The 19,872-nt window shown below is 64.2% G+C and carries 18 protein-coding genes and 1 pseudogene; 11 read left to right on the forward strand and 8 right to left on the reverse strand.

Annotation, left to right across the window (positions count from 1 at the left end; genetic code table 11):
* Positions 1–23: 23 nt before the first annotated feature.
* Positions 24–569 (reverse strand): hypothetical protein, encoded by a 546-nt coding sequence (locus ACTHQX_RS12385; RefSeq protein ID WP_440158000.1) that lies wholly within the window; start codon positions 567–569, stop codon positions 24–26.
* Between the two features lie 164 nt (positions 570–733).
* Positions 734–1,639: a ribokinase gene (locus tag ACTHQX_RS12390; protein ID WP_440158001.1), complete on the reverse strand. Its 906-nt coding sequence runs from the start codon at positions 1,637–1,639 to the stop codon at positions 734–736.
* A 140-nt stretch (positions 1,640–1,779) separates the two neighbouring features.
* Between ACTHQX_RS12390 and ACTHQX_RS12395 the strand changes: the two genes are divergently transcribed.
* The 5 genes and pseudogenes from ACTHQX_RS12395 to ACTHQX_RS12415 all read left to right on the forward strand — a co-directional run bounded on the left by ACTHQX_RS12395 (position 1,780) and on the right by ACTHQX_RS12415 (position 6,346).
* Positions 1,780–3,213, forward strand: a complete 1,434-nt coding sequence (locus ACTHQX_RS12395; protein WP_440158002.1) for an MFS transporter — start codon at positions 1,780–1,782, stop codon at positions 3,211–3,213.
* 34 nt (positions 3,214–3,247) lie between these two features.
* Positions 3,248–4,261, forward strand: coding sequence for a nucleoside hydrolase (locus ACTHQX_RS12400; RefSeq protein ID WP_440174595.1), 1,014 nt, complete (start codon positions 3,248–3,250; stop codon positions 4,259–4,261).
* A gap of 238 nt (positions 4,262–4,499) precedes the next feature.
* Complete coding sequence (locus ACTHQX_RS12405; protein WP_440159233.1) at positions 4,500–5,114, forward strand: TetR/AcrR family transcriptional regulator; 615 nt, start codon at positions 4,500–4,502, stop codon at positions 5,112–5,114.
* Positions 5,115–5,195: 81 nt separating this feature from the next.
* Positions 5,196–5,915 (forward strand): maleylpyruvate isomerase family mycothiol-dependent enzyme, encoded by a 720-nt coding sequence (locus ACTHQX_RS12410; protein WP_440159234.1) that lies wholly within the window; start codon positions 5,196–5,198, stop codon positions 5,913–5,915.
* A 45-nt stretch (positions 5,916–5,960) separates the two neighbouring features.
* A pseudogene (locus tag ACTHQX_RS12415) lies at positions 5,961–6,346 on the forward strand (hypothetical protein).
* Positions 6,347–6,351: 5 nt separating this feature from the next.
* On the opposite strand, the gene ACTHQX_RS12420 reads toward ACTHQX_RS12415, so the two are convergent.
* On the reverse strand, positions 6,352–6,765 hold the full coding sequence (locus ACTHQX_RS12420; RefSeq protein WP_440159236.1) for an HNH endonuclease: 414 nt from the start codon (positions 6,763–6,765) through the stop codon (positions 6,352–6,354).
* Positions 6,766–7,127: 362 nt separating this feature from the next.
* Positions 7,128–9,305, reverse strand: a complete 2,178-nt coding sequence (locus tag ACTHQX_RS12425) for an amylo-alpha-1,6-glucosidase (protein ID WP_440159237.1) — start codon at positions 9,303–9,305, stop codon at positions 7,128–7,130.
* Positions 9,306–9,563: 258 nt separating this feature from the next.
* On the opposite strand from ACTHQX_RS12425, the gene ACTHQX_RS12430 reads away from it, so the two are divergent.
* The 5 genes from ACTHQX_RS12430 to ACTHQX_RS12450 all read left to right on the forward strand — a co-directional run bounded on the left by ACTHQX_RS12430 (position 9,564) and on the right by ACTHQX_RS12450 (position 14,961).
* Complete coding sequence (locus tag ACTHQX_RS12430) at positions 9,564–10,379, forward strand: IclR family transcriptional regulator (RefSeq protein ID WP_440159238.1); 816 nt, start codon at positions 9,564–9,566, stop codon at positions 10,377–10,379.
* A 130-nt stretch (positions 10,380–10,509) separates the two neighbouring features.
* Positions 10,510–11,850: an MFS transporter gene (locus ACTHQX_RS12435; protein ID WP_440159239.1), complete on the forward strand. Its 1,341-nt coding sequence runs from the start codon at positions 10,510–10,512 to the stop codon at positions 11,848–11,850.
* Entirely contained in the window at positions 11,850–12,893 is a 1,044-nt protein-coding gene (locus ACTHQX_RS12440) for a zinc-dependent alcohol dehydrogenase (protein ID WP_440159240.1), read from the forward strand. Before ACTHQX_RS12435 ends, ACTHQX_RS12440 begins: the two co-directional genes overlap by 1 nt.
* Entirely contained in the window at positions 12,893–14,074 is a 1,182-nt protein-coding gene (gene rhmD, locus ACTHQX_RS12445) for an L-rhamnonate dehydratase (RefSeq protein ID WP_440159241.1), read from the forward strand. The genes ACTHQX_RS12440 and rhmD overlap by 1 nt, the downstream gene beginning before the upstream one ends.
* Before the next feature lie 29 nt (positions 14,075–14,103).
* The gene (locus ACTHQX_RS12450) at positions 14,104–14,961 is read left to right on the forward strand and encodes a fumarylacetoacetate hydrolase family protein (protein ID WP_440159242.1); all 858 of its coding nucleotides are present in this window, start codon (positions 14,104–14,106) and stop codon (positions 14,959–14,961) included.
* Positions 14,962–15,212: 251 nt separating this feature from the next.
* Here the strand turns inward: ACTHQX_RS12450 and ACTHQX_RS12455 are convergent, their stop codons facing one another.
* Positions 15,213–15,941: an SDR family oxidoreductase gene (locus ACTHQX_RS12455; RefSeq protein ID WP_440159243.1), complete on the reverse strand. Its 729-nt coding sequence runs from the start codon at positions 15,939–15,941 to the stop codon at positions 15,213–15,215.
* A 422-nt stretch (positions 15,942–16,363) separates the two neighbouring features.
* Here ACTHQX_RS12455 and ACTHQX_RS12460 point away from each other — a divergent pair, with 422 nt between their 5' ends.
* Positions 16,364–17,632 (forward strand): S8 family serine peptidase, encoded by a 1,269-nt coding sequence (locus tag ACTHQX_RS12460; RefSeq protein ID WP_440159244.1) that lies wholly within the window; start codon positions 16,364–16,366, stop codon positions 17,630–17,632.
* Between the two features lie 13 nt (positions 17,633–17,645).
* Here the strand turns inward: ACTHQX_RS12460 and ACTHQX_RS12465 are convergent, their stop codons facing one another.
* From ACTHQX_RS12465 to ACTHQX_RS12475, 3 genes are all read right to left on the reverse strand, one after another.
* Positions 17,646–18,428 carry a GntR family transcriptional regulator gene (locus ACTHQX_RS12465; protein ID WP_440159245.1) on the reverse strand — a complete coding sequence of 261 codons (783 nt, stop codon included), beginning with the start codon at positions 18,426–18,428 and terminating at the stop codon, positions 17,646–17,648.
* A 281-nt stretch (positions 18,429–18,709) separates the two neighbouring features.
* Positions 18,710–19,108 carry a hypothetical protein gene (locus tag ACTHQX_RS12470; RefSeq protein WP_440159246.1) on the reverse strand — a complete coding sequence of 133 codons (399 nt, stop codon included), beginning with the start codon at positions 19,106–19,108 and terminating at the stop codon, positions 18,710–18,712.
* 264 nt (positions 19,109–19,372) lie between these two features.
* Complete coding sequence (locus ACTHQX_RS12475; RefSeq protein ID WP_440159247.1) at positions 19,373–19,555, reverse strand: hypothetical protein; 183 nt, start codon at positions 19,553–19,555, stop codon at positions 19,373–19,375.
* Positions 19,556–19,872 lie beyond the last annotated feature (317 nt).

Here is a 19,872-nt window from a genome sequence, read left to right on the forward strand (position 1 = left end):
CGGGATCTTAACGACCAAGAGAGCTATGCACCGTAGGGCTTCCACTTTGCCAGAATGGCTTCCAGTTGAGGCGCTGCCAGCTTGTAAGAAAGTCGCGCTGCCCGACATTCTTCGGTCACAGAAGACATTGACTCGCAGGCGTCATTCACCATAATTGCTGCCAAGTTTTCGGCTTTTGCGACGGTATCCTCCACTAGGGACTGCATATCCGCCGGATAGGGACTTAGTTCGCTCAATTCTGCTGCCAGGATCTGTGCGCGGATCGAGTGTGTCTGCTTGCCCATTGAACAGGTCAGCGCCTGTACATTCTCGGTAAACGCCTTTGGGTTGCCATCTGCAACATACTCGTAAAGGTCGCAATCGGTATCCAGTTTGATCTGAGCGACATTTGCATTGTGCTCCGAAACAACACCTGCGAGCTGCTGTGGAGTTGATGTTTCGACTGTAGGTGTGGGGCTTACAGCCGTCGTCGGGGGAGCTGAGGACTCCGATGATCCTCCACTTCCACATGAGGTGGATCCGATGGCGACAAAAATCAGCACAACAACCAGCGCCAGGCAGTTCTTCATGGTAGTTCCCTAGTCCGTAAGAAAATAACGATCAAGAATAGCAGTGCGGGAAGTATGATTTTGCAGGGCGCCAGTACCTCAAGGCTCGTATCTGTTGTGACGGCAAAATTCGCGGCGAAGGGCTGGCAGTGAGAGATGCGGTCGACCTTCCCACCGATCCATCGCTAGTCGGCTGCCCTCGTATTCCTAAATTGATAGTCATTCGAAGTGGGTGAGGTGTCGGCAGCCCGCACGGTGTACTCCTCCAGCCGTTTCAGCGCCGGCTGCGACGAAGGATCACCCACTGCATCGGCCCCAACAGCATTCGCCACCGCCAGTGCCCGTCCGTAAGGAAGCCCGCTCCGCAATGCCAGAACGAGCGCCGCGCAGAACGCATCGCCCGCCCCGATCGTGTTTGCCACCCTTACTGCTGCGGCAGGCGCATCGGACACCTTCCTGCCGTGCTCGAACATCGCCGAGCCGTCTTTCCCATACGTCACGGCCACCAGCTTTGCGCCGGCCAGCGCCGGGATCAGCTCATATTCGGTCTCGTTGACGATCACCAGGTCGCACCGTTTCAGCAGCTCTGTCGGCAGGTCCATGGCCGGAGCGGCGTTCAAGACGAAGAACCCTGTGCAGCGCCGCGCCGCCTCCAGCACCACGTCCAGGCCGACCTCGAGCTGGCACAGCACCGTCTCGTCGGCAGTGAACTCCACGCCTTCCAGCGAGAACGCTGAGTTCGCCCCCGGGCACACCACGATCTGGTTCTCCCCGTCGCGGTCCACGACGATCAGCGCGGTGCCGGTCGCATCGCCGTCGAGCACCGTCACATCAGTGGTGTCCACGCCGGCGGACGAAAGGGCATCGAGCATCTGACGGCCCTGCCCGTCGTCGCCCACCGCGCCGATCATGCGGGCGCTCCCGCCCAGTCGGGCTGCGGCCACGGCCTGGTTGGCCCCCTTGCCGCCGGGCTGCTGCTGCAGGATGCCGCCGCCGATGGTCTCCCCGGCGGTGGGGAGCCGATCCGTGGTGGCGATGATGTCCAGGTTGATGCTGCCGACGACGGTGAGGGCAGAAAGTCGAGTGCTCATAGAGAAGTCCTATCAGGTTGAGCCTGAGGCGGCTGGATTAGGAAACAGTGTACGTCAGGTTGAACTTGCTCGTCATACGTGGTTGTATAACAACTCACATCCCAATGGCAGGACGGGCCTGCAGAACAAAGGAGTTTGATGTGAACACACCAGCCGCGGGCACCGCTTCGCCGCCTCCCGCCGTCGACAATGAAGCAGTGGACCAGACCAAACTTGGCGGCCGCAGCGCCGCCCTGCTCATCGTCACCCTCCTGCTCGGCGTGCTGTCCTTCCAGCTCAACGCCAGCATGGTCACCCCGGCGCTGCCGCAGATCGCCGCCAGCTTCGGCCTGGGAGCCGACGCCGCCGCCCCGGTGCAGTCCATGTTCTTCCTCGCCGGCGCCATCGCCGGCCCGGTGATCGGCAGGTGGAGCGACTTCATCGGCCGCCGCGCCGCCCTCCTGCTGGTCCTGGCCATCATGGGCGCCGGCACCGTCCTCTGCATCGCCGCCCCGACGCTACCGATCCTCATCGCGGGCCGCTTCCTACAGGGCGTGTCCAGCGCGGTCTTCGCCCTCTCCTACATCGTGCTCAGCGAAAACCTGCAGCCGCGTGTCTTCGGCACCTCCGTGGGCATCATCGCCGCCATCAACGGCGGCATCGGGGGAGTGGACGGCTACGTCGGCGGCCTGATGTCCGAGACCCTCGGCTTCCGGTCCATCTTCGCCGTCGTGCTGGTGCTCACCGCCGTCGCCGCCGTCTGCATCCTCAGGACTGTCCCGACGGGACGGCCACAGGGTGTCCGCGGCGCCATGGACTGGTGGGGAGCGGGCTCGCTCTCGGTGTTCCTGGTGTTCATCACCTACTTCGTCTCCGGCGGGTCCGCCGCCGGCTGGACCGCCCCCGGCACCCTGGCCCTGCTGGCCGGCACCGTGGCGTCGTTCGCCGCCTTCTGGATGATCGAGAAACGGCGCAGCCACCCGCTCATCGCCGTCCACCACCTGCGCTCCCGCCAGGTGTGGCCCGTCATCGCCACCACCGTCCTGACCCTCGCCGGCATCTTCGCCGTCATGAACTTCACCGTGGTGCTGCTCAGCCAGGATCACGACGCCGGGTTCGGGCTCAGTGCTTCTCTCTCGGCCCTGCTGTTCCTCACCCCGGCTGCATTGATTGGTGTGTTTGCCGCACCTTTGGCCGGGTGGCTCGCCGGCCGCCGCGGGTGGATCAAGACCCTCCGTTTTGGGACGGCGCTGAGCCTGGCGTCCGCCGTGGCTGCCGCCCTGTTCGCCGGCAACCAGGTGGCGGTGATGGCCGCCGTCGCTGCCCTCGGCATCTTCTACAACGGCCTCTTCCTCACCGCGATCAACGGACTCTCCGTCCTGCTCTCGCCCAAGGAGGCCCCGGCCGCCCTGCCCGGCATCAATGGTGCGTCCTTCGGCATCGGGGCGAGCCTCGGCGTCGTGGTTGTTGCCCCGTTCGCCGCGCAGGCGACGTCCGCCGGCTACGCCACCGCTCTCTGGATCTCGGTGGCCATCACTGCCGCCGCGTTTATCGTCAGCCTCTTCGTCGCCGCCCCCAAGGGCGAGACCCTCTGATCCTTCCGCACGAACCGAAAGAAGAACCACTCCCATGACCAGCCACCCGTTCTACCTTGACTGCGACACCGGCATCGACGACGCCCTCGCCCTGGCCTACCTGCTCGCCTCCCCGGAGGCGGACGTGCGGGGGATTGGCGCCGTGAGCGGCAACGTCAGTGCCGCCGTCGGCGCCCGCAACACCCTGGACCTGCTGGAGCTCGCCGGGCACGCGCACATCCCCGTCGCCCTCGGCGCGCACAACCCTCTCGCCGGTTCCTTCGGCGGGGGAGCGCCGTGGGTGCACGGTTCCAACGGCATCGGCGAGGTTTCGCTGTCTGAGTCCTCTGTTTCCCTTGCGCCGGAGACGGCGGCGGAGATGCTGGTGCGGCTCGCGCACGAGCACCCCGGCACGCTGCGGGTCCTGGCCATCGGCCCGCTGACCAACATCGCCGAGGCGCTGCGGCTGGAGCCTTCCCTGCCGGAGCTGATTGCGGAGATCACCATCATGGGCGGCGCGGCCCTGGCCCCGGGGAACCTCACGCCCGTGGCCGAGGCGAACATCGCCAACGACCCCGAGGCCGCTGCGCTTGTGCTGTCCGCCGACTGGAACGTGACCCTGGTGCCGCTGGACGTGACCATGACCAACGTGCTGGAGGAGAACCACCGGCAGGAGCTGCTGGCCTCGTCCGGTTCCGTGCCGCGGGCGCTGGGGGAGATGCTGGGCTACTACTTCCGGTTCTACGAGGGCATCTTCGGCCGTGCCTGCTCCGCCATGCATGACCCCCTCGCGGCGGCGCTCGCGGTGGGTGCCGTGACGGCTGCCGTTGCGCCGGTGGTTCATGTGGACGTCGACACCACATCCGGGCCTAGCCGCGGGCAGACCGTGTGCGACCTGCGCGGGCTCTACATGGACTACCCGGAGCAATCGGGCGCCCGCTGCCGAGTGGTGCTTTCCTTGGATGGCGACTTTGCGCCGCACCTGGTGGAGAGGCTGCTGTCGCTTAGTGCCGCGGAAAGCACGACGGCGGCACTTCAGTCCGCGAACCAGGTGCCCGCGGTCGCCTGACCACGCCCCTCACCCGGAGTTTTTGTACAGATAATCCGCGTTTGGCACGATCCAAGCCGTGATACCTGTACAAAAGCTCCAGGGCGGGGTGTGGGTTGAAGTCTGGAGGGACTGAATCACACAGTTCAGTTGGTGGCCGGATGGGTCGGTGCAGTTTACCTATGAGCTATAGGAAAACTATTGACAATAGGCGAGATAGTCCTAGGCTTAACCCACAACACTTTCAAAGAGAGGTCTTGTGGAGGCTAAGGCTAAGCCGCAGGACCCGCGCCCGGGCCGTCATGCTGCCCGACGCGGCGAAATCATCCAGGCGGCTTGGGCTGAGGCTGAGGCCCAGGGTTTGTCCGCCATATCGCTGACTCAGGTCGCCCGCAGGGTTGGGCTGCGCCAGCCGTCCCTCTATTCCTACTTCCCTTCCAAGAACGCACTGATCGACGCAATGTTCGCCGAAGCCGCAGGCGCACTGCTCGACACGGTCGATCATGTGCCTTACCCGGAATCGCCCCGGGCCGGCGCAAGGATGCTCGCACGAACCGTACTGGAGTTTGGGGTCTCCCATCCGATCCAGAGCCAGCTCATCTTTCAACGCACCATTCCGGGCTTCGAGCCGTCCGCAGAAGCGTATGCGCCAGCTCTGAAGATGCAGGCAAAATACTCCCTGAAACTCATCGACGCCGGGCTCACGGCGCCGTCGGACGTCGACATCTTCACCGCTCTCGTGGCCGGATTGTCCAGCCAGCAACTGGCCAATGAACCAGGGGGCTCCCGCTGGGTCTCACAGCTGGACACTGTTCTTGACATGTTTTTCGAATATCTGGACAGGCGGAACCGGACCCGGTCCGACCCGCCGTAAGCGAAGGCAGGGATCGCCATGCCGGCGGACAAAGCTCCTACAGACGTCGCTGCGGTCGTCCGAATCGCACACGACGAAGCCATGCAGATCACAGCAGAGGAAAATCGGCGATTTCTTGTCCTGTTGCAGCAACTCAGCTCCGCAGACTGGCAGAAGGCCACCGACTGCACCCGCTGGACGGTGCGCGACGTCGCTGTCCACGTCATCGCCTCCGCGGAGGCACAGTCCTCACCCCTGGAGTTCCTGCGCCAGGTCTGGCAGGGACGCAAGCTCACCGCACAAATCGGCGGCCGGCACTGGGTCGACGGGGTCAACGAGGCCCAGCTTCAGAACCGTAGGGCCCTGACTGCCGCCGACATTCCGTCCCGCTGGGGGTCCGCTTCCAGCGCGGCGCTTAGGGCTCGCCAACGGATGCCAGCCGCCGTCCGGGGCCTTCGGCTCCTGCCTCTGGGCGAGATGGACGGAGTCGACATCGGATGGCAGCCGCTTGGGTACCTCTTCGACATTGGGTTCACCCGGGACGTGTGGATGCACCGTATTGACATCTGCCGGGCGACCGGCCGAGACCTGAGCCCGACCCGTGACCACGATGGCCGTCTCGTCGAAGACATCGTCGCAGAATGGGCGACCAGCCACACGGAACCGTTCACCTTGAAGCTGACCGGTCCGGCCGGCGGCATGTTCACCCGCGCGGGGAGTCCGGGGAGCGACTGTTTGGAGATCGATGCCATCGAAAGTTGCCGCCTCCTCGCCGGTAGGGGAACGCCCCACGGCGTGCTCCGCCACCCCTTGCCACTCTGAGGCACCAACCGCACTTGAACCGTGTCTCGAGCTAAGGAATGCGTATTGCAAATCAACAAACGGACGCTAAAAGCGGACGGGTTCACCGGATTCCGGTCGTTCGAACAGTTGGAGATCAATCGCGTTCCGCAGGCTCCCGGAATCTATGCAGTGCTTAAACCCGAAGGCTTCGATCGGGAAGCACCGGTAACCGCGGACTGCGAAAGCGTATTCAAGAGTTCACTGACTTCGGCCGCGGGAAGCCTGTCGGCCATTGGGGCGGCCGGCTCATTTGGCAACTCGCCAACTCGCGATCGCTGGTTATCGCTTGGAAGGAGCTGCCAGCTGAGGTGGTGAATTCTGCCGAAGCCGCGTACCACGCTGAGTTCGTCAGCATTTACGGAAAACTGCCCTTCGGCAACTTGGTTCAGGCCAGGACAAAGGGAGGATAAGCGACTCAGGGCAGCTCCAGGCGCTCGCCGACGCGGACTGCGTCCTCCGACAAAACGTAAGCAGTCCGCCGTCGTTCCAGTCTCTCCTGCTGCACAGGCGACGGGATGTGTGCGCCCTTCGCCCGATTGCATCTGGCGCAGGCAGCGACGAAGTTCTGCAAGCTGGTAGACCCGCCCTTGGACCAGGGGTAGAAATGGTCGCCGTGCTCTGCAGGACGTGAGCAACGACGGCGGAAGCCGGCTTCCATTTCGCACTGGCCGCCGGCCCGGGCCATTCCTTCGCGGCGCTGCTGCCGGGTGAAGCGGCGTACGGGATCGCGGCGCCGCACGTCGCGGGAGCGGATGATGAGCACTGTGGTGATCAGGGCAACAATGACGAGCCCCGGGGCTGTGACGGCCGCCAGGAGGCCGTCGAACATCTCGCGCAGGATGCTGGCGACCGAGGAGCCGGTCTTGCCGAGGGTTACGTGGGTTGTGTTCGGCTGGAAGGAAAGGATGGCTGCGGCGATGAGCCAAACAGTGGCCGCGCTTATGCCACCCGAAGGGCCACCCGTGTCCAGTAGATGCGGTTCAGTTCCAACATTTGGTCGCTCCCCAGCAAGACTCCGGCAAGGTGTTCGGCGTTGTGCCGCTCACTGAGGGAGATCGTACATTGAACTTCGAGGCACGGTGCTACGGAATTTTGCCCGGCGAAAAGGCATTCAGTCCGGCGTCGGTTGCAGCGGCGACCAGCCTAAAAGCACGTACCCGGAGAATGCCTCCAAGATCAAAGCCGGTCTCCTCACAGCGGCGGAACCGGGCGATGCTCATCACCTGCATGGTTCACCTTTTCCGCGAGGTCAGACGCCCAGGGGCGGATTCCGTGGTGGAACAGCATGCCTTCGGGCAGTCCCTGAACGTTCGCGACGGAACCGGAAATATCGATGGTGATCCGGCTGTCGGCCATGGGGGCGTTGGTGATGTGCAGGTCGCCGTAGGATTCGGGAAGAACGGGATCCATCCAGAGGCCGCCTCGGGCGACGTCGGCGTAGTAGCCCATCAGGCTCTTCACGAGCTGGATCGGCGTGGTGGCGGCCCACGCCTGCGGCGAGCATGCCGTGGGATAGGGGACGGGTTCGTCGAAGTGCTCGCGGCTGAAGCCGCAGAACAATTCCGGCAGCCGTCCTTCCGAGTACTCGGCCGCCTCAAACAAGGCTGTGGAGATCCGCTGGGCCTGCTCGACGAGGCCGTAGCGCAGGAGACCTGACGCGATGATCGCATTGTCGTGGGGCCAGACCGATCCGTTGTGGTAGCTGGCGGGGTTGTAGGCGCCCATGTTGCTGGCCAGGGTTCGCACGCCCCAGCCGCTGAACATCTCGGGGGACATGAGCCGTTCCGCCACCAGCGGGGCCTTATCCGCATCGATGATCCCAAACAGCAGGCATTGCCCCATGTTGGAAGTGCAAGCGTCCACCGGCCGCTTGTGGCCGTCCAGTGCGACCGCGTAGTAGCCGCGGTCCGGCAACCAGAACTGTTCGTTGAACTGCCTCTTCAACTGTGCCCCGAGGCTCCGGTACTTGGCCGCAAGAGCCAAGTCGCCGGCGTCGTAAGCTATCCAGGACCGCGCCATGTAGGCGCTGTAGACGTAGGCCTGCACCTCGCAGAGCGCGATCGGGGGCTCGGCCAGGGTGCCGTCCGCGAAGTTGATTCCGTCCCACGAGTCCTTCCAGCCCTGGTTGATTAAACCGCTGTCGTTGAGGCGTTCGTACTCGACGAAGCCGTCGCCGTCCTTGTCGCCGTAGTCGCGGATCCAGTCCAGGGCCCGGTCCACGTGCGGCAGCAGTTCCGAGATGGTTTCTGCGGCGAATCCCCAGCGGCTGACTTCCCCGAACAGGGCCACGAACAGAGGCGTGGCGTCGACGCTGCCGTAGTAGGCGGACTTGCCACCCAGGGCCAGGCCGCTGGAGACATCGAGCCTGACCTCGTGCAGGATCTTCCCTGGTTCCTCCTCGCTCATCACATCTACCACGCTGCCCTGACGCTCTGCGAGGGTCTGGATGGTGCCGAAGGCCAGGGACGGATCCACCGGCAGCGCCATCAGGGAGGCCCACAGGGAGTCCCGGCCGAACAGCGCCATGAACCAGGGCGCGCCGGCGGCCACCACGATCCGGTCCGGGTGGTCCGGGTCCTCGATGCGAAGTGCTCCCAGATCGTCATAGCTGCGGCGGAGCGTCCGCTCGATGGAGCGGTTGCCCATGCGCAGCATCGGAATCTTTGACACCCACTCCTGCCGGCGGAGGTCGCGCGGAGACAGCCCACCCTCGTCCGAACGAACAAAGGGCGCCGCCGGACCGGACATGTCTGCGGTGGGCACCACGCTGACGGTGGTGCTCCATTCCCCATGCGCTGGGACAACGGCGTGATACGTCAGGGCCTCCGGTGTGGCTTCTGCGCCGATGCCTGACACGACGACGCCTTTCCGGATGTCCTGCCAGACGGCCCGGATGGTCAGCGCATCACCGTCCGCCTGGCGGGACTCGTCCCAGCGCCGCTGAACGCGCGCCTCCTTCACCTCGAAGAGGTCAGCGAAGTCCGCATCGACCCTGAGGGAGACCACGCAGTCGGCCGGTGCCGTCGCGTAGTTCCTGACGGTGATCTGTTCCAGGATTCCGGTGCCCACCTCGCGAAGGCGTTCGACGATCAGCGGGCTGTCCGCGTGCCCGTCCGGGCGGGGGACGCGGCCGGCGAACAGGGCCCTAAACGGTTCCTTGGTCTTGGCGGCGAGGGACTCCAATGGGGCTCCGTTAACGGTCAGATGCCAAGCGGACAGGATGCGGGTGTCCTCAAAGAAAACCCCATGCGGATACTCCGGGCTGATGTCGCCGTTCGCCCCGGAGATGCAGAATGATGAGCCCTCCACCAGGGTGACCGCGCCTGGCCCCGGCGAACCTGCAGCAGTGTCAGCATTCCATCCAGCCATCCCTGCTCCTTCAAAGGATCGGCGTCAACGGCTCAGCGCCGCGTTCGCCGAGCGGATCCTCCTACGATCATCCTGCTCAAACCGACGCTACGCCTGCGCGCCGATCGGTACCAGTGGCACAAGCCGGCACAGCACCTACTGAAGACGCTGCTGCCCTTGTCTTCGAAAAAGCACGACTGCGCGGCCTACTATTCATGTATGCGAACTAGCCCGTTCTGAGTCAACCGTCGGCGGGCCGCATCAATCTCGGGAGCAGACATGAACGAAGACCGGACAAACCCGACAGTGAAGTCGGCCGACCGGGCCCTGACTGTGGTGGAATTTGTTGCCGGAAAAGGATCGGCAAGTTTCACCGAGATCCTCGAGGCCCTCCGGTTGCCCCGGTCCAGCGCACACGGGCTGCTGAATACGCTGTGTTCCGCGGGCTGGCTGGACCACAATGCAGCCAACCGGCAGTATTCGCTGGGACTGAGGGCCTGGCAGGTTGGCCAGCTGTACACCGGACACCAGACCCTGGCAAACGTCGCGAAGCCCGTTATGGACCGGCTTTCCAGCTCGTTGGGGGAGACAGTTCAACTAGCACTCCTTGACGGTGTGGAGAACGTGTACATTGCGATCAGCCAGGCATCCAGCGGAATGAGGCTGGGGTCCTCGGTAGGAATGCGCCTTCTGGCACACGCCACCGGAATCGGCAAGGCACTACTGAGCATGCTTGAGCCCGAGGATGCGCTGCAGCGGCTCAGCTCCGTGGCGTTGCCGCGCCTGACGGCAAAAACCGTTACCGACGTGAAGGATCTGGCGGAACTGGTTGCCCAGGCGAAGGCCAGCGGGTTCGCGGTGGATGACGAGGAATACCTCGACGGATGCCGTTGCGTAGCCGTTCCGCTTACCAGCGAGGCCGGCGGAGGAATGAACGCTGCACTTTCGGTGACGATGCCGACCCTACGGACGGACGAGGAGTGGCCGGGAAGCATCCTGCGGCCGCTAGCAGGAGCAGCGCAGGAAATCCGCGCTCTCCTGGGAGTCCGTGAGCCGGGGATTGCTTTGCCCGCCGCGCTGGTGAAAGCGTCTTAAACAGGCTGTATGGCCCTGCCTGATAGAGGCCATCACGTAACTGTTGCTGCTTGGAGTGACCTGTGCCATACTCATCCTGTTCACATTCTTGAACTCTAATTCATGCTCATGAACTCAATGAGGAGTTACTTTGTCCAAGCAAGTGCCTGCTCCCACCAGCGAAGCGCTGGCGCCGATCGTCAAGCGAGTTACCCGGCGGCTAATTCCCGTCCTGCTGCTGATGTACATCCTGGCGTTCCTTGACCGCTCCAACCTCGGGTTCGCCAAGGCCGCCTACCAGGCCGACACGGGCCTGTCGGACGCTGCGTACGCGCTGGGCGCCGGGATCTTCTTCCTCGGCTACGCTGCCCTGGAGGTCCCCAGCAACATCCTGATGCGGCGGCTCGGTGCCAAGATCTGGCTGGCACGGATCATGATCAGCTGGGGCATCGTCTCGGCACTCATGATGTTCGCCCAGAACGAATGGTCCTTCTATCTCCTCCGGGTCCTGCTCGGCATCACGGAGGCGGGCTTCTTCCCCGGCGTGATCCTGTACCTGACCTACTGGATCCCCGCGCAGTTCCGCGGCCGCGTCAATGGCCTCTTCTACTTCGGCGCACCGCTCGCCTTCATCTTCGGCGGACCGCTCTCAGGCCTGCTTCTGGACCTCGACGGCCTGGGCGGACTCCAGGGCTGGCAGCTGATGTTTGTCGCCACTGGAGCCCTCACGGTCGCCGTCGGACTTTGGGCATTCTCCTACCTGGACAACGGCCCGGCCGATGCCAAGTGGCTGAACGCGAGTGAACGCTCGACGCTTATCGCCGCCCTCGACGCGGAGGAAGGGGCCAAAGCGGACCACTCTCCAAAGGGCGCCCTGCGAGCACTGACCAACCCGAAGGTCCTCTACTTCTGCGTCATCTACTTCACCATCCAGATGAGCGTCTACGGCGTCACCTTCTACCTGCCCACCCAGATCGCCGCGCTGGTCGGCAGCAAGGTGGGGCTCGGCGTCGGCCTGATGACGGCGGTGCCCTGGGGCATCGCCATGATCGCCACCTTCCTGCTCAGCCGGCTGGCAGACCGGACCGGACGCCGCCGCCTCGTGGCCGCTGCTTCCCTCACGGCTGCCGCGATCGGTATTTTTGGCTCCGCGCTTACTGACAATCCGCTCATGGGGCTGGCGGCACTGTCCCTGGGCGCAGCCGGATTCATCAGCGTACAGCCGGTGTTCTGGACGCTGCCCACTGCGATGCTCGTCGGAGCAGCCGCTGCAGGCGGCATCGCGCTGATCAACTCCATTGGCAGCCTGGGAGGTTTTGTCGCCCCCATCGCAAAGACCTGGGCAGAATCGTCCTTCGGCCCCAAGGCAGGACTCTTCCTGCTCGCCTTCACAGCACTGCTCGGCGCCGTCCTGCTCTACAACAGCCACCGGGTCAGCAAGGTCGTTGACAGCACGCCGCTTACCCAGCCCACCGAAGAGAAAGTGCACTGATGAAGGCCCTTGAACTGAAAGACTTCCACCAACTGGTGGTCGTGGAACGGGACGAACCGATGGCTGGCCCCGGCGATGTCCTGATCGACGTCGTAGCCACCGGCATCTGCGGATCGGACATCCACGGCTACACGGGTGAGAACGGGCGCCGGGTCCCAGGACAGGTCATGGGGCACGAAACGGTGGGACGCATCGCCGCGCTCGGTGCCGGGGCAGATGCATACGGCCTCGCCGTCGGCCAGCCCGTCACGTTCAACCCGCTCATCAGCTGCAACGCCTGTGAAGCGTGCGACGCCGGCCAGCAGCAGCACTGCCCCGACCGCACCGTGATCGGCGTCAACCCGTCCATCGTCTCGGCTTTCGCCGAGCAGGTGGCGGTGCCCGCGCAGAACGTCGTGGCACTGTCCGCGGGAACGCCGATCGTCTACGGTGCATTGATCGAGCCCCTGGCCGTTGCGTTCCACGCCGTCCGGCGGGCCCGCATCAGCACCGGCCAAAAGGTCCTGGTGATCGGCGGCGGCCCCATCGGCCAGTCCGTCATCCTTGCCGCCATCCAGGAAGGGGCAGGGCAGGTCCTCGTCTCCGAGATGGACCCTGCCCGGCGTGCCCTGTGCCAGCGCCTTGGCGCGCAGCCCCTCGACCCCGCTGCCGCCCCACTGGACGAGCAGGTCCGGGCCGCCTTCGGGACCCTGGCCGACACAACGGTGGATGCCGTTGGCATCAAGCCTACGATCGCCGGCGCCCTGGAAGCCACCAAGTTCGGCGGCGTCGTTTCGCTGGTGGGCATGGGCTCACCCGAACTGGCCTTCAACGCCTACCGGGTCTCCACCGAGGAACGGGAGATCGTAGGCAGCTTCTGCTACAACAACCAGGATTTCCGCGACGCCGCCGCCTGGGTGGACCAGGGGTCACCCGTCCTGGCCGAACTCATCAGCCGTGAAGTCACCATGGACGACGCCGACGCCGCCTTTGCCGGTCTCGCCTCGGCCGATGGCACCGCCGGCAAAGTCCTGATCCGCCTCGACTCAGCAAGGAACAGTTAGTGAGCATCGAAAACCGCATCCGTCACGTCCGCGCCTATACCCTTCGCGGCGGCGGCGCCGACTACCACGACCAGGACGCCGGGCACTGGATAGACGACCACATCGCCACGCCCATGTCCGTCTACCCGGAATACCGGCAGTCCCGCCAGAGCTTCGGGCTGAATGTCCTCGGCACCCTCGTCGTCGAAATCGAGGCCGACGACGGCACGGTGGGTTTCGCCGTCACAACGGCTGGGGAGCTGGGTGCCTTTATTGTCGAGAAGCACCTGGCCCGTTTCGTCGAGGGTGCCCGGGTGACCGACATCGAAAAGATCTGGGACCAGATGTACCGGTCCACGCTCTTCTACGGCCGCAAGGGCGTGGTGCTGAACGCCATCAGCGCGGTGGACCTGGCGCTGTACGACCTGCTGGGAAAGATCCGGCAGGAGCCCGTTTACGCTCTCCTCGGCGGGCCGGTCCGCGATGAACTGACCATGTACGCCACCGGCGCACGGCCGGACGTCGCCAAGAAGCTGGGATTCATCGGCGGCAAAATGCCCCTGCACCACGGGCCGGCCGAGGGCGAGGAGGGCCTCCGCAAGAACCTGGAGATGATCCGGGACATGCGCGAAAAGGTGGGCGACGACTTCTGGCTGATGCTCGACTGCTGGATGTCGCTTGATCTCGACTACGCCACCCGGCTGGCCCACGGCGCGGCGGAATACGGCCTGAAATGGATCGAAGAAGCCCTTCCCCCGGATGACTACTGGGGCTACGCCAAGCTCAAGAAGCAGGTTCCGCCCAAGATGCTGGTGACCACGGGCGAACACGAAGCCACCCGTTGGGGCTTCAAGCTGCTCCTGGACATGGAATGCGCCGACATCATCCAGCCCGATGTGGGGTGGTGCGGCGGTATCACCGAACTCACCAAGATCTCGGCGATGGCTGACGCCAACGGCGCGCTGGTCATTCCCCACGGATCGTCCGTGTACTCGTACCACTTTGTCGTTACCCGGACCAACAGCCCGTTTGCCGAGTTCCTCATGATGCACCCGACGGCCGAGGAAGTGGTTCCCATGTTTTCCCCGATGCTGCTCGGCGAGCCCGTCCCGGTAAACGGCAAACTCAAGGTTCCCGAAACCCCGGGCTTCGGAGTCGAACTGAACCCGGCGCTGGAAAAACTGCGGCCGTACACGCACTGACCGTCCTCTACAGGCAAGGAAACAAATAAATGGAACTCATGCGCTTGGGCGAACCCGGGCAGGAACTGCCGGTAGCCAGGGAAGACGGGAAATACTTCGATCTGCGGTCCCTGACCGCTGATATCGACGGCGGTTTTCTCGCCAACGACGGCATCGCCAGGGTACGCGACGCACTCATGGCCGGCTTGCCGGAACTTGAAGGCGCGGCATCGCTGCGGATCGGGGCACCCGTCGCCAAGCCGGGGGCGGTTCTTTGCATCGGCCAGAACTATGCCGCCCATGCTGCAGAATCGGGTGACGCCCCGCCGTCGGTCCCGATTCTCTTCTTCAAACACCCCAACACCGTGGTTGGCGCCTTTGACCACGTGGTGATTCCGCCCGGAGCCGAGAAAGTGGACTGGGAGGTTGAATTGGCCGTTGTCATGGGCAAACGCGCCTCGTACCTCGAGTCGCCGGAGGAAGCACTGGACTATGTTGCCGGTTATGCGGTGAGCAACGATGTGTCCGAGCGGGCATTCCAAGTGGACCATTCGGGCGGGCAATGGTCCAAGGGCAAGTGCTGCGCTACGTTCAACCCGCTGGGCCCGGCGCTGGTTCCCGCGGCGGAAGTAGGGAATCCCCAGAAGCTGCGGCTGCGGTCCGCCGTGAACGGGGAAACGAGGCAGGACTCCAACACCTCGGACATGATCTTCTCGGTGGCCCACATCATCTGGCATCTGTCGCAGTACCTGGTCCTGGAACCCGGCGACATCATCAACACGGGGACCCCGCAGGGTGTGGCACTGTCCGGCAAGTTTCCCTACTTGCGCGAGGGCGACCGCATGGACATCAGCATCGAGAAGCTGGGCCGCCAGGAGCAGAAGCTGGTCGCGTACACGAAGCAGTAACTGCAGCGTGAGCGCCGCCTCTTGCCCGGTCCCGCTGCTTTGGTGAGGGACCGGAGCAAGGTTGGTGCCGCCGTCGTACGAGTTAGCAGCATGAGGGCTTCGCGGACCACGGTACGGCTGACCTTCATGTCGGTCCCGAGCTCGGTCTCGGTGGGGCGGCGCGCCTCGAGCCAGACCGCAGCAGGCTGTTGCGGACGGCTACGCTACCTGGAGCAGCCCAACCGGTGCCGGGCGATGCTGGCGCGAGCGGGTCAGGAGAGCCAGTCGGCGTAGTGGGTGGGGGCGAGGTGGGCGTTCTTGTCGGTGAGAACGTCCCCCTTGACGACAGCGAACATGCCGGCGCTAGGGTCGGGAACGACCGTACGGCTGTCGCCCTTGCGGGACAGGGTGATCCGGCCCAGCTCGTCCAGGGAGAAGATCTCGGGGCCGGCGATGTTGCGGATGCCATTCAGCGGGGCGCCCGCGGCAACCTCCGCCACCGCGTCGGCAACGTCCTTGGCGGCGATCGGCTGGATCGGCGTGGCGGGCAACCGGACGGTGTCGCCGTCGGCGGTCCAGGACAGGACCGCGTCCACGAACTCCATGAACTGCGTCGCCCGGACGATGGAGTAGGGGATCGGCCCGGCCGCAAGGATGTCCTCCTGGAGCACCTTGGCCCGGTAGTAGTCCAGCTCCGGCACCTGCTCGGCGCCGACAATGGAGAGGATGACGAAGTGGCCGACGCCGCCCTTCTGGGCCGCGGCCAGGAGGTTGTCCATTGAGGTCTGGAAGAAAGCCGGGGAGGCTTCGTCGAACGTCGGGGAATTCGTCAGGTTGACGACGACGGCGGCCCCCGCCAGCGCCTCGTCCAGTCCCTGGCCGCTGATAACGTCGACCCCGGTGGACTGCGAGTGCGGTACCGCCTCGTGCCCGGCGGCGTTCAGATTCTTGACGACCTGGGACCCGATCAGCCCGGTACCGCCGATGACTGCGAACTTCATGACATGCCTTTCTTCGGGAGTGTGTGCAGTGTATGGCGCATGAACCACGTGTGGATGGCCTGCACCAACCCCGGATAGATTTTGTCCGAGTAAATCGGCCGAGGGCGGCCCGTGATAGTAAGCATCGATGAACGTGGCCGTCTCGTCCAGAGGCGCCCAACCCGTACGGGCGTCCGCAGCTGTGAAGCCCTTCGGCAGGGAGAAGCAGCATGAACTGGGTAACTGGATCCGGAAGCCACGCTTGGCGCGTCTCTAGTGACTCTGACGAACAAGTGGCGCTGATTCAAGGTGCTTCAGGGCGCAAAGGGATGCCCGGCCGATTACGGCTGGGCATCCCTCGTTGAAATGCCCCCGTCAAAAATTTGGGGTAATTTTCCGGCAGACACTAGGTAGCCGGGCTGCATTGGAGCAAGATGCTCGGTATGAAAAATGTAGTTATAGCCAGCCTCGCCGCCGTAGTCGTAGGTTTTGGCGCGATCACCGTGGCTGTCCCGAGCAACGCGGCAACGGAGCCGCAGCAGATCCCTGGCCAGATCATCGTCAAGTTCCGAGACAGCGGCGCTGCGCCTGGGCTGCTGCGCCAGAACGGCGTCAGCGACGGCGTCGGCATCGGCAGCACTGGAGCACACCTCGTCAAGGTGCCGGCCGGCAAGGAATCTCAGCTCATCGAATCCCTGAACCGGAACCCGGCCGTTGAATACGCCGAGCCGGACCAGCTCGTTACCGCCGCCGTCGACGAACCCGACCCGGACTACTTCCCTCGCCAGTACGCTCTGCACAACGAGGGGCAGTCATTTACCAGCACCAACAACACGGTAACCGTGGCAGGGGGCACGGCTGACGCCGATGTTGACGCCGTCGAAGCCTGGGACGTCACTACCGGCGAGGGCATCAAAGTTGCCGTGCTCGACACCGGTGTTGCAACTGACAACGACGACATTGCGGCGAAGGTGGTTCTACGCGCCAACTTCAGCACCGCGGCAACGGGCGAAGACAACTACGGCCACGGCACGCACGTGGCCGGCATTATTGCCGCCACCAAGGACGCGGAGGGTGTCTCCGGTGTATGCCCGGACTGCTCCATTTTGGACGGCAAAGTCATCGACGACAGCGGTTCCGGCTCTACATCATCCATTGTCAATGGCATCAACTGGGCGGTTGAAAACGGCGCCAGGGTCATCAACATGAGCCTCGGTCAGCGCGTTCCATCGCTGGCCCTCGAGGATGCCGTCAACAATGCATGGAACAAGGGTGTGGTGATAGTAGCCGCAGCGGGCAATGCCGGTACCCAGGCCCCGATGTACCCGGCCGCATACCCCAACGTCATCGCCGTCGCCGCGACCGATAACAACGATGCCAAAGCCTCCTTCTCAACCTACGGCGGGTGGGTTGATGTGGCAGCGCCCGGGGTGGACGTCTACTCGACCTTCCCGAAGCACCCCTTCACTATCGGTACCCAGAGCGGCCGCGAGATGGGCTATGACATCGCCAGCGGTACCTCAATGGCCTCACCCATGGTGGCCGGCGTTGCCGCGCTTGTCTGGAGCACACCTGCCGGCACCGCAAACACGTCAGTCCGCGCCACCGTCGAATCAACCGCCGACGCCGCGGTTACCGGCACGGGCACCTACTGGACGCATGGCCGCGTGAACGCGTGCAAGGCTGTGGCTGGTGTGTGCGACCAGCCATGAGGCGACTGCAGGACTAGGACTGGAGCGACTGCATCACCGAGAGGTGGCCGGCGCGGTCGGCGATGAGGCATTTGGCGAGGTAGAAGGGCCGGTTGGCGTGCCGGACATACTGCGTCAGCACGAGGACCGGGTCCGACGCGCGCAGGTCCAGCAGCTTGGCGCGGCTCGGGCCCACCTGGCTCAGCCCGATCTGGCACTCGCCCGGGCCGAGCCCCCGGCCAGCCGCATTGTTGAGCGCCGCGAGCAGGGTAGTGCCGCCGTCGTCGTTAATTTCCAACGGCGCCGCGGCACCCCCGGCGAAACTGACCGGCTGCGCGGAGATGTTTTCCTGCAGGTGGGCGATGGGCTCGCCGTCGCGAATCAGGACGGACTCCCAGAGCCAGACCTCGGTGCCGGGTTCGACGCCGACGCCGGGGGCCACGAACTCGGAGGCAGGCTGACGCTCCACCTGGATGCGCTTGATCTGGATCTGGTGTCCGGGGCCGCCGAGGACTTCCTCGAAGGGGCGGATGCGTTCGATGCCGATGCGGGGGAGGGTGTCGGAGACGAACCGGCCGACGCCGCGGCGGGCGCGGATGAGGCCGTCCTCCTCGAGCAGCATCAGGGCCTCGCGGACCACGGTTCGGCTGACTTTCATGTCGGTTCCGAGCTCGGTCTCGGTGGGGAGCATGGAGCCGGGCTGGAGCAGGTTGTTGCGGATGGCTTCGGCGATCCGAGAGTAGACGGCGACCCGGAGCGGTGAGCCGGGCTGGGCCTCCACCGGCTGGGACAGGAACCGGACGGCGTCCTCGTGCACGTTATGCCTCGCTTGCGTTAGTTCGGGGGAGTCAAGCCTAGCAAGTGGTACGGGCTTGTTGGACAACCAGAGTGCATCAGGCTTGGGCACGTTATTGAAGCAGGGTTCAGCTCGCGTAAACAGGACGCCCGGCGATTCCATCGTTCACAGATCGAGCCTGAACTGGGTCGGCTGGCATTCGGCCTTGTCGGTTACCGTCCCCACATTGAAAGAAAGGCTGAGCATGGGCACCGCAGGGCCGTTCGGCCCTGCGGCGCCTTCTTTACTACTGGCTCAGGCTGTCACTTGGCTGTACAGCTACCCGTCGTGTCGGAGGGGAGGTTGAGCTTGACCCTAATCTTCTGAGCAGCAGCGTTCGGCGAGCTTTCCCATGTATTCCAAGCCGTTATCAGGTTGGCTTCTGTGGTCTGGCTTGCCACGTTCGCGGCGCTGCTTAGTTCCACGTACATGTTGTCGGCGAGAGCCGCTACATCCGTTTTTACCGATCCAGGCCATTTGGCCGCTGGGTCTGAAAGGCGCTCGATGGTCTTGCGATAGCCGTCACGAAGAGCTGCGGTTGCTTTCCTCGCGGCCGCAAGGTCCAAAGGTTCGGTCTGTAGAACCTTGTTCGCCTTGTCAGCCAGAAGATTGCTTGGGCAGACCGCGTTGAGGTAATACTTGCCCGCCTCAGGTACGGTCATCACCGTTGGACTAGGAGTTGGTGTGGCCGTTGCGCGGGCGCTCGACGAGACAGGCGCGGCCGGGGTGCTAGTTTGTCCTCCTCCGCTGCAGGCCGTGAGAGCCAGGGCGGACAGGGCCAGGACGGTATAGATCTTCTTCAATTAATTCCCCATTTTGTGCGAGTGGTAACCACGGCACATTAGCCGGTCGCGACGACATTGATGAAGTTTGATCTGAAAATATTCGTGTCCTCAGCGTTCGACGGTCTAAGGACATGCCGCACTTCACGAAACTGACTGGTTTGGCCGGACGTACAGCGAACCCACGTGCGAGACGAACGGCTCGATCACGTGGATCTTCTGCAGCGGGGTGGCGATCAGCAGCTGGAGCTTCATCTTCTGGAATAGCTGCAGCCCGTACCGCCTGGATTCGCCGGACCCGAGGCCGAACGCCTCGTCGATCACCACGAACCGGAAACTTCGCTGCTCGCCTGCTCGCCTGCTTGCCCCCGCCAGCCGCGCCGGAAGCCAGCCTGAACTGGAACGCCAGCGCCGCTGCGAGGATTGTATACGCCAGCTTCTCCTTCTGCCCGCCGGCCTTGCCGTCAGAATCCGTGAAATGCTCGACCTTTGCCGTCCACCGCTCGTTCAGGGCGGTTCCCGCACGTCTCGGCCCGACGTGTTCTGGTGCTCCAGTTGGATGTGCCGGTCGCCCATGTTCTACTCGGTCCGCGCAGCGACTGGTTGATCCCGCCGATCCGGTTCATGAATTGCACACAAGGCAA

It is taken from the genome of Arthrobacter sp. SAFR-023 (genome assembly GCF_051965295.1).
In the GTDB taxonomy this organism is placed as follows: domain Bacteria; phylum Actinomycetota; class Actinomycetes; order Actinomycetales; family Micrococcaceae; genus Arthrobacter.